This window comes from Stenotrophomonas sp. PS02297 (assembly GCF_029959705.1).
Classification (GTDB): Bacteria; Pseudomonadota; Gammaproteobacteria; order Xanthomonadales; family Xanthomonadaceae; genus Stenotrophomonas; species Stenotrophomonas nitritireducens.
This window is the reverse complement of record NZ_JASCOS010000003.1, coordinates 59,805-72,733: the sequence shown is the minus strand read 5'-3', so window position 1 is coordinate 72,733 and position 12,929 is coordinate 59,805. Positions and strand designations below refer to the sequence as shown.

At 70.7% G+C, this 12,929-nt stretch carries 11 protein-coding genes and 1 pseudogene; 6 read left to right on the top strand and 6 right to left on the bottom strand.

Annotated elements, in window-relative coordinates:
* Positions 1-104: 104 nt before the first annotated feature.
* A pseudogene (locus QMX80_RS01445) lies at positions 105-572 on the bottom strand (methylated-DNA--[protein]-cysteine S-methyltransferase); the annotation flags it as partial.
* A complete protein-coding gene (locus QMX80_RS01440) occupies positions 569-2,038 on the bottom strand; it encodes a DNA-3-methyladenine glycosylase 2 (RefSeq protein WP_282274787.1) in 1,470 nt (489 codons plus the stop codon). The pseudogene QMX80_RS01445 and the gene QMX80_RS01440, both read right to left, overlap by 4 nt.
* Before the next feature lie 164 nt (positions 2,039-2,202).
* Between QMX80_RS01440 and QMX80_RS01435 the strand changes: the two genes are divergently transcribed.
* Positions 2,203-3,333 carry a hypothetical protein gene (locus QMX80_RS01435; protein ID WP_055764416.1) on the top strand — a complete coding sequence of 377 codons (1,131 nt, stop codon included), beginning with the start codon at positions 2,203-2,205 and terminating at the stop codon, positions 3,331-3,333.
* Between the two features lie 144 nt (positions 3,334-3,477).
* Positions 3,478-4,659 (top strand): 5-demethoxyubiquinol-8 5-hydroxylase UbiM, encoded by a 1,182-nt coding sequence (gene ubiM, locus QMX80_RS01430; RefSeq protein ID WP_282274783.1) that lies wholly within the window; start codon positions 3,478-3,480, stop codon positions 4,657-4,659.
* Positions 4,660-4,669: 10 nt separating this feature from the next.
* Here the strand turns inward: ubiM and QMX80_RS01425 are convergent, their stop codons facing one another.
* From QMX80_RS01425 to QMX80_RS01415, 3 genes are read right to left on the bottom strand one after another with little or no spacing between them, the layout of a single operon-like run.
* A complete protein-coding gene (locus tag QMX80_RS01425) occupies positions 4,670-4,891 on the bottom strand; it encodes an RNA-binding S4 domain-containing protein (RefSeq protein ID WP_055764420.1) in 222 nt (73 codons plus the stop codon).
* A 57-nt stretch (positions 4,892-4,948) separates the two neighbouring features.
* Positions 4,949-5,605: a serine/threonine protein kinase gene (locus QMX80_RS01420; protein WP_282274779.1), complete on the bottom strand. Its 657-nt coding sequence runs from the start codon at positions 5,603-5,605 to the stop codon at positions 4,949-4,951.
* A gap of 19 nt (positions 5,606-5,624) precedes the next feature.
* On the bottom strand, positions 5,625-6,134 hold the full coding sequence (locus QMX80_RS01415) for a sigma-70 family RNA polymerase sigma factor (RefSeq protein ID WP_282274777.1): 510 nt from the start codon (positions 6,132-6,134) through the stop codon (positions 5,625-5,627).
* A 160-nt stretch (positions 6,135-6,294) separates the two neighbouring features.
* On the opposite strand from QMX80_RS01415, the gene QMX80_RS01410 reads away from it, so the two are divergent.
* From QMX80_RS01410 to QMX80_RS01395, 4 genes are all read left to right on the top strand, one after another.
* Positions 6,295-8,232: a DEAD/DEAH box helicase gene (locus QMX80_RS01410; protein ID WP_055764426.1), complete on the top strand. Its 1,938-nt coding sequence runs from the start codon at positions 6,295-6,297 to the stop codon at positions 8,230-8,232.
* Positions 8,233-8,430: 198 nt separating this feature from the next.
* Complete coding sequence (locus tag QMX80_RS01405; protein WP_282274773.1) at positions 8,431-10,080, top strand: GGDEF domain-containing protein; 1,650 nt, start codon at positions 8,431-8,433, stop codon at positions 10,078-10,080.
* A gap of 7 nt (positions 10,081-10,087) precedes the next feature.
* A complete protein-coding gene (locus QMX80_RS01400; protein ID WP_055764428.1) occupies positions 10,088-10,810 on the top strand; it encodes a pseudouridine synthase in 723 nt (240 codons plus the stop codon).
* A 90-nt stretch (positions 10,811-10,900) separates the two neighbouring features.
* Positions 10,901-11,965 (top strand): sensor domain-containing diguanylate cyclase, encoded by a 1,065-nt coding sequence (locus QMX80_RS01395; protein WP_055764430.1) that lies wholly within the window; start codon positions 10,901-10,903, stop codon positions 11,963-11,965.
* Positions 11,966-11,972: 7 nt separating this feature from the next.
* Here the strand turns inward: QMX80_RS01395 and QMX80_RS01390 are convergent, their stop codons facing one another.
* The gene (locus QMX80_RS01390; protein WP_055764433.1) at positions 11,973-12,902 is read right to left on the bottom strand and encodes a DMT family transporter; all 930 of its coding nucleotides are present in this window, start codon (positions 12,900-12,902) and stop codon (positions 11,973-11,975) included.
* Between the last annotated feature and the right edge of the window lie 27 nt (positions 12,903-12,929).

Genomic DNA, 12,929 nt, shown 5'->3' with positions numbered 1-12,929 from the left:
GGCATTCGTTACGCGACGAATACGACTTTTGACCCGGGCTTTTTCCCGGATCGGTCGAATCCTCAGCCGAACAGGTCGCCGACCCGCGCGCCATCGTTGCCGATGCCTTCCAGGCGCAGCAGCGCCGCCTTGGTCGGCAGGCCGCCGCCGAAACCGGTCAGCGTGCCGTCGTTGCCGATCACCCGGTGGCAGGGCAGTACGATCGGCAGCGGGTTGCGGCCGTTGGCGGCGCCCACGGCGCGGGTCGCGGTAGGACGGCCGATGTGCTGCGCCAGCTGGCGATAGCTCCAGGTGCCGCCGAACGGGATTTCGGCCAGCGCATGCCAGACCTGCAGCTGGAATTCGGTGCCGACCGGCGCCAGCGCCAGATCGAAGGCGCGGCGCCGGCCATGCAGGTAGTCCAGCAGTTGCCGGCGCGGTTCGGCGACGGCGGCCGGGTCGTGCCGCCACTGCTCGCGGCCCTTGGCGTCATGGCGGTTCTGCGCGAACAGGATGTGGCGCAGGCCGGTGGCATCGGCGGCGACGGTGAGCGGGCCGATGGGAGTGTCGAAGCGGTCGTAGTAGAGGGTCATTGCCCGGGTTCCTTGTTCGGTTCTGCGGCCAGGTGCCAGAGGTGGAGCACGGCGTAGGCGCGCCAGGGACGCCACGCCTGCGAGCGCGCCTCGGTGGCGCGTTCGCTCAGGCGCTGGCCTTCGCCCAGTACCTGCTGCAGCACCAGGTCGCCGGCGGGGAAGGCGTCGGGCATGCCCAGCGCACGCAGCGCCATGTAGTGCGCGGTCCACGGGCCGATGCCGGGCAGGGCGGTGGCCTGGTGGACGAACTGTTCCAGGGTCTGCGCGCGGCTGAATTCCAGCCGGCCTTCGGCGCAGGCCAGTGCCACCGCACGCAGGGTGGCCGCGCGGGTGCGCGGCAGGCCGATGCTTTCCAGTGGCGCCTCGGCCAGTACGGCGGGCGTGGGGAATTGCCGGTCCAGGCCGTCGGGCATGTCCGGCAGGACGTGTCCGAACCGGTCGACCAGCCGTCGCGCCAGCGTGGTGGCCGCGGCGACGCTGACCTGCTGGCCGAGCACGGCGCGCGCGGCGACCTCGAAGCCGTCCCAGCCGCCGGGGATGCGCAGGCCCGGGCGCCGGGCGATGCCGCGCGCCAGCAGCGGTTCGTGCACCAGGCAGGCATGGACGGTAGCCAGGTCGGCATCGAGGTCGAACACGCGCCGCACCTTCGTCACGATTGCCGGGATCGCGCGCGCATCGGTGGTGCCCAGCTGCAGGCGCAGCTCCGGACGTTTCGGATCGGCGCTGACGCGGATCAGGCTGGCGCGGCCGCCGGCGACGATCACGCGCTGGTAGCTGCCGGCGTCGATGCGTTCGATGCCGGGGATCGCCCGCTTGCGCAGGAAGGCGAGCATCGCCGGGAAGTCCAGCGGCGGGCGGTAGGCCAGCCGCAGCACCGGTTCGCCGCCGGCCACCGCGCCGTGGCGCTTGCGCAGCGCGCTTGGCGGCATGCCGCAGCCGGCGAGGAAGGCGGCGTTGAAGCGGCGCAGGCTGTTGAAACCGGCCGCCAGCGCCACCTCGGTGACCGGCAGGTGGGTTTCGGTCAGCAACTGCTTGGCCAACAGCAGGCGGCGGGTGGCGTGCAGCTGCGCGGGCGTCGCGCCGAGCCGGGCCACGAACAGCCGCTGCAACTGGCGCGCGCTCAACTCCATCGCCTCGGCCAGCGTGGCGGCGGGCTGGTCCTGCAGGATGCCTTCGTCCAGCAGCGCCAACGCGCGGTGCAGGGTGTGGTCCTGCATGAAGTTGGCATCGTCCGGCGACAGTTCGGGCCGGCAGCGCAGGCACGGACGGTAGCCGGCCGCAGCCGCGGCCGCGGCGGTGGGGTAGTAACTGACGTTGTCGCGGCGCGGCGGCGGCGCCGGGCATACCGGCCGGCAGTAGATGCCGGTGCTGCGCACGGCGGTGAAGAACAGCCCGTCGAAGCGCGCATCGCGGGCCAGGCGGGCCTGTTCGCATTGTTCGTGGCTGGGCAGGGCGGGACCGTTCATGGCGCCCAGTCTAGGCCCGGCGGCAGGTGCGTACTGGCCGTTTCCGGACATCAATGCTCATGACGGATCGTCAGTTCAGGAGGCATTGCGGCGGGAGCGGCAATGCGCACTAGACTGTCCGTTCCCCGGCGCGCGGCGCCATCGTACGGATCCGATCGTTCTCCATGTTGCGCAGATTCTGGTGGTCGCCGCTGCTGCTGTGTGTCGGGCTGCTGGCCTGCAATCCCGCCGACAAGGGCAAGCCGGTCGTCGCCGCCGACCCGGCCGCGGCACTGGCTGCCGATGGCGACCACATGGTGTCGATCAACGCGGCCGATGCGCCGCCGCCGCCGCCGCCGGTGAAGCCGGCGCGGGACAAGGCCTGGCCGGAAGTGACCCTGGAAAACGGCAAGGCCTGGGTCAGCTGCGATACCGACTACACCGGCGAGGTCGGCGACGGCGCCGCGCTGGAGGCGCTGGACCGAAAGACCCTCGATGCCGCGCTGGAGCCGTGCCGCGAGCGCGGGCTGGTGCGGGTGCGCTATGCCGGCAAGATCAACCCCTCCTTCGCCGCGATGGTCTCGCGCCTGGCGGTGGTGGCCGATGCGCTGAAGATCGGCAAGCGCGTGCTCGACCTGGATTCCAGCGGCGGCCAGGTGGAAGCGGCGATCGTCGCCGGCGACAGCATCGGCGAGGCCGGCTGGACCATCTGGGTGCGCGAAGGCTCCATCTGCCACAGCGCCTGCGTGTTCGTGCTGGCCGCCGGCGACAACCGGCTGATCTCGGGCAAGGTCGGCATCCACCGGATGATGCGCATCAGCTCCACCGCGACCTCGCGCGCCGAGCTGAACAAGGAACTGCACGAGGTCTACGACAACGTGAAGGACTACCTGCAGCGCAACGGCGTGGCGGTGGGCGTGGCCGACCTGATGATGACGGTGCCCAACCGCAGCCTGCGCGTGCTCACCCGCGAGGAGCTCAAACAGTACGGGCTGGACGGGACCAATGCGGTGCAGGACGACCTGGAGAGGATCAAGCAGATGCGCAAATGCGGCGACGATTTCGTGCGCCGCAAGGATGCGTTCCTTATCGCCTTCGACCGCCAGTGCAAGGTGGAAGGGGCCGACCTGGAGGCCGTCACCAACTGCGGGCAGGCGCTCAAGGAGCATTTTGGTTTCCCGGACGAGACCTGCCCGGACGAGAGCCCGCTTTCGGAAATCGACACGGCGCTGCTGGAAATGCCGGTCGAAGCCGCGCCCTTGCCGGGGGTGGCGCCGGCGGCAGCGACCCTGGAGCCTCGCCGCGGCGGACTGTGAGGTCCCGGCTGGTCCCGCAGGTCGGCGCCTGAGGTCAGGGGCGCAGGATCGAGCCGGGTGATCTCCGCAGCGCATGATCCGGATCAAGGCCGGTGCCGCGCGCGGGTCGTAGGCTGTGCCGGACACGGAATGCGGAGGCGGAAGATGCGGGCTGTCGATGTACTGGTGGTGGGCGCGGGTCCGGCCGGGCTGTGCCTGGCGCGGGGGCTGGCCGATACGGGGCTGTCGGTGACCCTGGTCGAACTGCAGACGGCCGCGGCGCTGGCCGAACCGGCCTTCGATGGCCGCGAGATCGCGCTGACCCACGCATCGCGGCAGATCATGCGCGGGCTGGGCCTGTGGGAGCGCCTGGACCCGGCCCAGGTATCGCCGCTGCGCAGCGCCCGGGTCATGAATGGCGCCTCCCCGTTCGCGCTCGGTTTCGCGGCCGGCAACGAGAACGTGGACGAGCTGGGCTGGCTGGTCCCGAACCACCTGATCCGTCGCGCCGCCTGGGAGGCAGTGCAGGGGCAGGCGGGACTGGAGCTGGTCGATGGCGCGAAGGTGACCGCGATCGAGACCGGCGATGCGGCCAACACGGTGGTGCTCGACGATGGCCGCCGCCTGTCGGCGCGACTGGTGGTGGCCGCCGACAGCCGTTTCTCGGCGACCCGGCGGATGATGGGCATCGGCGCGCGGATGCGCGACTTCGGCAAGTCGATGCTGGTGTGCCGGCTCGACCATGAGCAGCCGCACCACCACGCCGCCTGGGAGTGGTTCGGCTATGGCCGCACGCTGGCGATGCTGCCCTTGCCGGGCGAGCAGTGTTCGGCGGTGATCACCCTGCCGCCGCAGGGGATCCAGGAACTGATGGCGATGGACGATGCGGCGTTCGGCAACGCCGTCACCGGCTTCTTCGAGCAGCGCCTGGGCCGGATGCGGCCGGTGGGCGCGCGCCATGTCTATCCGCTGGTCGGCGTGTACGCGCACCGCTTCGCCGCGCACCGCTATGCGCTGGCCGGCGATGCCGCAGTGGGCATGCATCCGGTCACCGCGCATGGTTTCAACTTCGGCCTGCAGAGCCAGCAGCGGCTGGTGAAGGAGGTCGCCACCGCGGCCGCGCGCGGCGGCGACATCGGCGCCGCTGCCGTGCTGGCCCGCTACGAGCGCGGGCACAGGCTGGCGACCTGGCCGCTCTACGAGGCGACCAATGCCATCGCCACGCTGTACAACGACAGCCGCCTGCCGGCCCGCCTGCTGCGCGGTGCCGCGCTGCGCGCCGCGCACGGCGTGGCGCCCTTCAGGAAGATGATCGCCGCGCACCTGACCCAGCGCGCGAGCTTCTGAGCCACCACTGCTACGTCGCGGCCAGCACGCGGATCCGCACCTCGCCCAGCGCCACCTGCTGGCCCGCGCGGATCTTGCAGGCCTTGCGCAGTTCGACCTCGCCGTCTACGCGGACCTGGCCTTCGCCGATGATCATCTTGGCCTCGCCGCCGCTGGACACCAGGTCGGTCAGCTTGAGCAGCTGTTTCAGTTCCACGTATTCGCGGTCCAGTTCGAAATCGATGGTCTGCATGGGGATGCCGGTGGGGAAGGAGGGCGATTATCGCCCGCGCGGGATCCGTCCTGCTCGTCACTCCTGTTCGAACCGGCGCAGTTCCTCGATCACCGCCTGCGCCTGGCGCAGGCTGTAGCCGCTGACCGCATCCTCGGCGCGGCGCGCCAGCCCCGGACGCGGCGAGGTCCGCGCCCGGCGGTACAGCGCCGCGGTACCCAGCCAGCCGAGCAGGCCGGTTCCGACGCAGGCCGCGAACCACGGCGCCATGTCCGGCCAGGCGGGTATGCCGGCGATGCCGCCCAGCGCGACCAGCACCACGACCCACATCACCCACCATGACCAGCCGGCGAGCATGCCGTTGAGCGCCTGCAGGCGGCGCAGCCGGCCCAGGCCCTGCTCGAGTTCCAGGACCGGGGCGGTGGGGTCCAGGCGCCGCAGCCGGTCCAGCACGATGCCGGCCAGCGCAACGGTCAGCACGCCGAAGGCATGCACGGCGATGCCGGCGGCCAGATAGGCGGGCACGTCGAGGTTGCGTTGCCAGCAGGCGATGCCGAGCACGACCAGGCCGATGCCGAACGCCAGTTGCAGCCATTGCCCGCGCCGCAACGGGGCAAGGTGGTCGTGCAGGCGGCGGCTGGCCTGCACGCGCAGCAACTGCAGGTCCAGCGCCTGCTGCCGTTCCAGGTGGCGGGCCAGGGCCTGCCAGGCGGTCTTCAGTTCATCCGGTTCCATGAGGGCGTCCTCGGTTGGGTCACAGTTCGTTGCGCAGGCGCGCTTTCAGGCGGCCGATCTTGGTGGCGACATTGGTCGTGCTCAGGCCCAGCACCTCGGCGATCTCGCGCTGCGGGCACTCCTCCAGATGTAGCAGCATCAGGGCGCGGTCCAGCGGCGGCAGGGCATGGATGAAGCGGTAAAGGCGTTCGACCTGCTGCGCCCGGTCGGGGTCGTGCGCGGCCGGGTCGGGCAGGGTCTCGAGCGGGTCGTCCGCGGCGGTCTGGAGCGTCGGCGTCCGGGCCCGGCCGCGCAGCTGCGAGATCGCCACGTTCAATGCGATCCGGTACATCCAGGTCGAAAATGGCCGTGCCGGGTCGTAGCCAGGCCACGCCCGCCACAGCTGGGCGGCGATCTCCTGGGCCAGGTCCTCGCGGTCCTCGCGCTGGCGCGCATAGCTGCCGGCCACCTTGACCAGGATGCCGCGATGGCGCTGCAGCAGTTCGGTGAAGCGGGCCGGGGGCTCGGGAAGCGGCTGGGACGGGGCCATGACGGTCGCAAGGGGGACGATGCCGGGTGATTCGCCGGCCGCCGCCGGATATCACAGCTGAACGGATGCCATCGGGGATTTCGACAGCGGCCTGCGCAAGGCGCACAATACGCCCCATTTTCCTGCCCGCTGCGTTCGCGGCGGTGCCCCCGGAGCCCCCATGTCCCAAGAAACCCCCGCGCCGCTGCTGTTCGCAGATCTCGGCCTCTCAGAGCCTGTGATGAAAGCGGTCGCCGACGTCGGTTACGAGACCCCGTCGCCCATCCAGGCCGCCACCATCCCGGCGATGCTGGAAGGCCGCGACGTGCTCGGCCAGGCGCAGACCGGTACCGGCAAGACCGGCGCCTTCGCGCTGCCGGTGCTGTCCAACATCGACCTTTCCGCCACCAAGCCGCAGGTGCTGGTGCTGGCGCCGACCCGCGAGCTGGCCATCCAGGTCGCCGAGGCGTTCCAGACCTATTCGGCCTCGATGCCCGGCTTCCGCGTGCTGCCGGTGTACGGCGGCCAGCCGTACGGCCAGCAGCTGTCGGCGCTGCGCCGTGGCGTGCACGTCGTGGTCGGCACCCCTGGCCGCGTGATCGACCACCTCGACCGCGGCACCCTGGACCTGTCCGAGCTGAAGACGCTGGTGCTGGACGAAGCCGACGAAATGCTGCGCATGGGCTTCATCGACGACGTCGAGGCCGTGCTCAAGAAGCTGCCGGAAAGCCGCCAGGTCGCCCTGTTCTCGGCGACCATGCCGCCGCAGATCCGCCGCATCGCGCAGACCTACCTGCGCGAGCCGGTGGAAGTGACCATCGCCTCCAAGACCACCACCTCGGCCAACATCCGCCAGCGCTACTGGTGGGTGGCGGGCATGCACAAGCTGGACGCGCTGACCCGCATCCTGGAGGTGGAAACCTTCGATGCGATGATCATCTTCGCGCGCACCAAGGCCGGCACCGAGGAACTGGCCGGCAAGCTGCAGGCGCGCGGCCTGGCCGCGGCCGCCATCAACGGCGACATGCAGCAGGCCCAGCGCGAGCGCACCATCGGCCAGCTCAAGGAAGGCAAGCTCGACATCCTGGTCGCCACCGACGTGGCCGCCCGAGGCCTGGACGTGGAGCGCATCAGCCACGTGCTGAACTACGACATCCCGTACGACACCGAAAGCTATGTGCACCGCATCGGCCGTACCGGCCGTGCCGGCCGCAGCGGCGAGGCGATCCTGTTCGTCACCCCGCGCGAGAAGGGCATGCTGCGCCAGATCGAGCGCGCCACCCGCCAGCCGATCGAGGAAATGCAGCTGCCGACCGTGGACGCGGTCAACGACCACCGCGTGACCAAGTTCATGGACCGCATCAGCCAGACCCTGGCCGGCGGCGACATGGATTTCTACCGCGACCTGCTGCAGCGCTACGAAGGCGAGAACAACGTGCCGGCGATCGACATCGCCGCCGCGCTGGCCAAGCTGCTGCAGGGCGATGCGCCGTTCCTGCTGGCCCCGCCGGTGCGCGAGCGCCGCGAACCGCAGGCCGGCCGCAACGAACGTCCGGCGCGCGACGGCGGTTTCCCGCGCCAGCGCGAAGAGCGCGGCGAGCGCCCGGCGCGCTTCGAACCGCGCTTCGAGCGTGGCCCGCGCGCCGACGACGGCGAGCACGCGCCGCGTCCGCCGCGTGGCGAAGGCGAGTCCGGCGAGCGTCCGCGCCGCGAGATGCCGCCGCGCAGCGCGCCGGAATTCGGCATGGAGACCTACCGCATCGAGGTCGGCCACATGCACGGCGTGAAGCCGGCCAACATCGTCGGCGCCATCGCCAACGAGGCCGGGCTGGAAAGCCGCTACATCGGCCGCATCGACATCCACGACGACCACTCGGTGCTCGACCTGCCGGCGGAAATGCCGTCGGACACGCTGCAGCACCTGCAGAAGGTGTGGGTGTCCGGCCAGCAGCTGCGCATGCGCCGGGTCGAGCCGGGCGAGGAGCAGGGCGCCGCGTCCTCGTTCAAGCCGCGCTTCGGCAAGGGCCCCAAGCCCGCCGGCCGTCCCGGCGGTCCGCGCTCTGCTGGTCCGGGCGGCCGCCCTGGCGGCTTCAAGCCACGCGGTCCGCGCGGCGCCTGAGTCCTTGCGGATGACGGGTTCCACCGCCAGGACGGTGGACCCGTGCGATCCGGCCCGGCGGAGACGAGGCCGTCATCGGGTTTTCCCGACAAGGGCGGAAAAGCCGCATGCGATAATCGCGGACGCGTCGGGATGTATGCAGGGGAAGGGATGGTGATCGCGGGCAGTGGGATGAAGGCGCGGGCCATGGCGGGGCCGATGTTGCTGTCCCTGCTGCTGGCGCTTCTGCTGTTCCCGCTGGCTGCCGCCGCCCAGACTCCGCAGGCAGGCCGGGATTACCTGCTGGTCGGCGAGCCGACCGACGAACAGGCGCCGATCCGCGCCTGTCCGCCCGAAACGCTGGAGCGGCTGGGCGACGGCATCCTGATCGCCGCGCCCGCCGAAGGCTGGTCCGGCGCGCCGCAGGCGGTGGACGTGTTCAACGTGTTCGCCGGCGAAGTGATGATCTCCCACGGCGACCGCCGGATCTGCGGCAACATGCAGGACGCGCGTACCCGCGATTCGCGCTTCCGGGCGGGCATCGGCATGGTGCTGGTGCCCAAGCCGGGTGACATGGAGCCGATCCGGGTGGCCTGGGAAACGCCGCTCAAGGCGCGCTGGGTTCCCACGCTGCGGCTGGGTGCGCCAAGCCCGGTGCAGCAGATGGATACGATGCGCCTGCTGGTGCGCACCGCCTGCATCGCCATTGCCATCGCCCTGGCGCTGTCGGCGCTGATGGGTTTCCTCACCACCCGCGATCGCGACTTCCTGGTCTACACGCTGGCGACTGCGCTGCTGGTGGTCTGGCAGTCGGTACTCAGCGGCCTGAGCGGCTATCCCGAACCCTGGCTGCCGGTGGGCGGTTTCGCCCCCTGGTGGATGGTGTCGGCCTCGGCGCTGAGCATCGCGGTGATGGGCTGGGTGCTGTGGCGTCTGTGCGGCGGCCTGCAGACCTGGCCGCGATCGCGCCCCTGGGTGCGCCGTTTCGCGCAGCTGCTGCTGGCGCTGGCTCTGGTCACGCCGCTGTTGCCATGGGCCGGGCTGGCCTGGGCCGCCGCCGCGCTGGACCACGCTTTCAGCCTGGTCTGCGTGCTGGCGCTGGTGGCCGGGATCGTCTCGCTGCGCCGTGGCGACTACCAGGCGGTGGATGGCGTCGCCGCGGTGGCTCCGCTGCTGTTGATGGCGCTGGCGGACATCGCCGGCAGCCGCGACCTGGTGCGGTTCCGGGTCGAGGCCGTGCAGCTGTCGGTGACCTGGTTCCTGATGATGTATGCCTACGGCATCAACCGCCGGCTCGGCCAGCTGCGCCAGCAGCGCGACGAGATGCGCCAGCTGGCCGACACCGACGCCCTGACCGGGTTGCCCAACCGCCGCGCCGGCCTGCGCCAGCTCGAACGCCACATGCTCCGTGCGCGGAAGGACCGGCTGCCCCTGTCGATCGGCTTCCTGGACATCGACCTGTTCAAGCAGATCAACGACCGCTTCGGCCATGAGATGGGCGATGCGGTGCTGGTGTCGGTGGCCAACATGCTGCTTGCCGCGGTGCGCGACCGCGACGACGTGATCCGCATGGGCGGCGAGGAATTCCTGGTGCTGTTGCCAGGCACGCACGCCGAGGCGGCCCTGCCGCGGCTGGAGCAGCTGCGCGAGAAGATCGCGCGGCAGGCGGCCGAGCGGCGCCATGACGGGCCGGTGGTCACGGTCAGCATCGGCCTGGCGGAAATGCGTGCGCAGGGCGATGACCTGACCGCGCTGCTGCGCCGCGCCGACAACGCCATGTACCAGGCCAAGCGCGGCGGCCGCGATCGCGTGGTCGCCGCGGGCGACGATGCGCCCGTGCTGTCCGGCGACCCGGGCGATGGCGGATAATCCGTCGATGACGAACCGACTCAACAAGCACATCGCCGAAACCGGCTTCTGTTCCCGTCGCGAGGCCGACCGCCTCATCGGCGCCCGCCGCGTGACCGTCAACGGCATCGTCGCCGGCACCGGCGCGGTGGTCGGCGAGGGCGACGAAGTGCGCGTGGACGGCCAGCCGCTGCGTGCCCGCGTCGTGCAGAAGACCACCGGCCGCCGGCATGTCTACATCGCGCTGAACAAGCCGGTGGGCATCACCTGCACCACCGAGAGCGCGGTCAAGGGCAACATCGTCGACTTCGTCGGCCACGAGCAGCGCATCTTCCCGATCGGTCGCCTGGACAAGGATTCCGAGGGCCTGATCCTGATGACCAGCAACGGCGACATCGTCAACCAGATCCTGCGCGCCGAGAACGGCCACCAGAAGGAATACCTGGTGGCGGTGAACAAGCCGGTCACCGACGAGTTCCTGCGCGGCATGGCGCGCGGCGTGCGCATCCACGACCAGATGACGCTGCCGTGCCGCGCCACGCGCATCGCCAAGTTCGGCTTCCGCATCGTCCTCGAGCAGGGCCTGAACCGCCAGATCCGGCTGATGGCCGCGGCCTTCGGCTACCGCGTCACCCAGCTGCGCCGGGTGCGCATCGACAACGTCAAGCTCGGCGCGCTCAAGCCCGGGCAATGGCGCAACCTCACCGAGCAGGAGCTGCGCGGACTGCTGCCGCAGCAGCGGGAATGGTGAAGTGTGACCGGCTCGCCGCGCTGATCGCCGCGCGGTGAGGCTAGACTCGGCCTGTTTACGCCGTTTCCAAGGACACAGGCCCGGACCCGGATGATCAAGCCCGCCCTTCCCGCCAACGAGGCCGAACGCCTGGCCGCGCTGCAGCGCTATCGCATCCTCGATACCCCGCGCGAACAGGAATTCGAGGACCTGGTGACCATCGCCCGCACCATCTGCGGCACGTCGATGGGGGCGGTGACCCTGATCGACAGCGAGCGGCAGTGGTTCAAATCTCTGCAGGGGCTGGAGGGCGAGCAGACCCCGCGCGACGAAGCGTTCTGCGCCCATGCCATCCTGCAGCCGACGCACCTGACCGTGGTCGAGGACGCGTGCCAGGACGAGCGCTTCCGCGGCAATCCCTCGGTCACCGCCGATCCCTTCATCCGCTTCTACGCCGGCGCGCCGCTGCTGAGCAGCGACGGCTACGCGCTGGGCACGCTGTGCGTGTTCGATTCGAACCCGGGCCAGCTTGCGCTCGGCCAGGCCGAAGCGCTGTGGGCGTTGTCGCGGCAGGTGGGGCTGATGCTGGAGATGCGCGGCCTGCGCCGCCGCATCGACCTCCACCAGGGCGAGCATGACTGGTACGAGGCACGCCTGGCCGAGTACTACGCGCAGCTGGAGCAGCAGAACGTGGAGCTGTCCGAGCAGACCCGCACCGATCCGTTGACGGGCCTGCCGAACCGGCGCGCGCTGTCCGCGGCGCTGGCCGAGGCGATCGAGCGGGGGGCCGACCGGCCGCCGGCGGTGGCCATCGTCGATATCGACCACTTCAAGCAGGTCAACGACATCCACGGCCACGACGAAGGCGACCGGGTGCTGGTCGAGCTGGCCGGCGTGCTGCGCGCGCACTTCGCCGGGCGCGGCATGGCCGCGCGCTATGGCGGCGAGGAATTCGTGATCCTGATGCCGGACACGCCGCTGGCGCAGGCCGAACTGCAATGCCAGTACCTGCGCGAAGCGGTGGCGCACCTGCCGATGGGGTTGCCGGTCACGATCAGCATCGGGTTGGCGGTGCAGCACGCCGGCGAATCGGCGCAGGAAACGCTGCGCCGTGCCGATGCTGCGCTCTACCAGGCCAAGGCGCAGGGCCGCGACCGCGTGGTGGTCGCCGGCTGAAAGCCGTTTATTCCAGCCCCGGGCTGCTGGCCGTAGCGGGCAGCGGCCGCGTGCGGTTGAGCAGCGGGTGCAGGAACACCGCGCCGATGATGATCGCCACGCCCAGGTAGAACAGCGGCGTCAGCTCGCGCTGCTCGCCCAGGAACAGCACCGCCAGCACGATCGCGTAGACCGGTTCCAGGTTGGTGACCAGCTGCATGGTGTAGGCGCTGAGATGGCGCAGCGCCACCAGCGCCAGCGCGAACGGCAGCAGGGTGCACAGGCCCGACAGCGCCAGCAGCAGGACGCCGTCGTGCAGGTCGGGCATCACCCACAGCGGGCTGGCCAGTGCCGGCAGCAGCAGCGGCAGGGCCGGTGCCAGCAGGGTCAGGGTGAGGGTGCCGGCACCCAGTTCCAGCGCGGTGACGGTCAGCGGATCGGCATGGCTGACCAGGCGCTTGTTGAACGAGCCGAACAGGGCCACCAGCAGCGCCGACAGCGCGCCCACCGCCACGCCCAGGCGCATGCCATCGGGCACGCCGCCGACCACCAGCGCCACGCCCGGCAGCACCGCCACGCCGAAGGCGAGCTCGCGCGGCTGGAACGGCCGCTTGGCGATCCAGGGCTCGACGATGGCGGTGAATACCGGCGCCAGTGCGATGCAGGTGGCCGCCACCGAGGCATTGGCCAGCTTCACCGCGCCGTAGAACGTGAGCCAGTGCAGCGCCACCAGCGCGCCGATGCCGCCGTAGCCCAGCGCCAGCCGCAGGGTGAGCGCCGACAGCCCGCGCCATACCCGCGGCAGCAGCGCCAGCATCGCCACCACCAGCAGCATGCGCCACCACACCAGCGGCAGTGCGGGCAGGGTGATGAGCTTGCCGAGGATGGCGGTCACGCCCCATAGCAGCACGCAGAAATGGATCTGCAGCAGGGCCTTGCGGGTATCGGGATTGGGCATCGACGAATTGTCGCCGATGTGTGCGGC

Excerpts from the sequence above, each read along its gene's own strand:
- ubiM (WP_282274783.1), top strand. The coding sequence starts at position 3,478 with ATGCGGGCTGTCGATGTACTGGTGGTGGGCGCGGGTCCGGCCGGGCTG.
- QMX80_RS01415 (WP_282274777.1), bottom strand. The coding sequence starts at position 6,134 with ATGGCCCCGTCCCAGCCGCTTCCCGAGCCCCCGGCCCGCTTCACCGAA.
- QMX80_RS01410 (WP_055764426.1), top strand. The coding sequence starts at position 6,295 with ATGTCCCAAGAAACCCCCGCGCCGCTGCTGTTCGCAGATCTCGGCCTC.
- QMX80_RS01390 (WP_055764433.1), bottom strand. The coding sequence starts at position 12,902 with ATGCCCAATCCCGATACCCGCAAGGCCCTGCTGCAGATCCATTTCTGC.
- QMX80_RS01400 (WP_055764428.1), top strand. The coding sequence starts at position 10,088 with ATGACGAACCGACTCAACAAGCACATCGCCGAAACCGGCTTCTGTTCC.
- QMX80_RS01440 (WP_282274787.1), bottom strand. The coding sequence starts at position 2,038 with ATGAACGGTCCCGCCCTGCCCAGCCACGAACAATGCGAACAGGCCCGC.
- QMX80_RS01420 (WP_282274779.1), bottom strand. The coding sequence starts at position 5,605 with ATGGAACCGGATGAACTGAAGACCGCCTGGCAGGCCCTGGCCCGCCAC.
- QMX80_RS01435 (WP_055764416.1), top strand. The coding sequence starts at position 2,203 with ATGTTGCGCAGATTCTGGTGGTCGCCGCTGCTGCTGTGTGTCGGGCTG.
- QMX80_RS01405 (WP_282274773.1), top strand. The coding sequence starts at position 8,431 with ATGTTGCTGTCCCTGCTGCTGGCGCTTCTGCTGTTCCCGCTGGCTGCC.
- QMX80_RS01395 (WP_055764430.1), top strand. The coding sequence starts at position 10,901 with ATGATCAAGCCCGCCCTTCCCGCCAACGAGGCCGAACGCCTGGCCGCG.
- QMX80_RS01425 (WP_055764420.1), bottom strand. The coding sequence starts at position 4,891 with ATGCAGACCATCGATTTCGAACTGGACCGCGAATACGTGGAACTGAAA.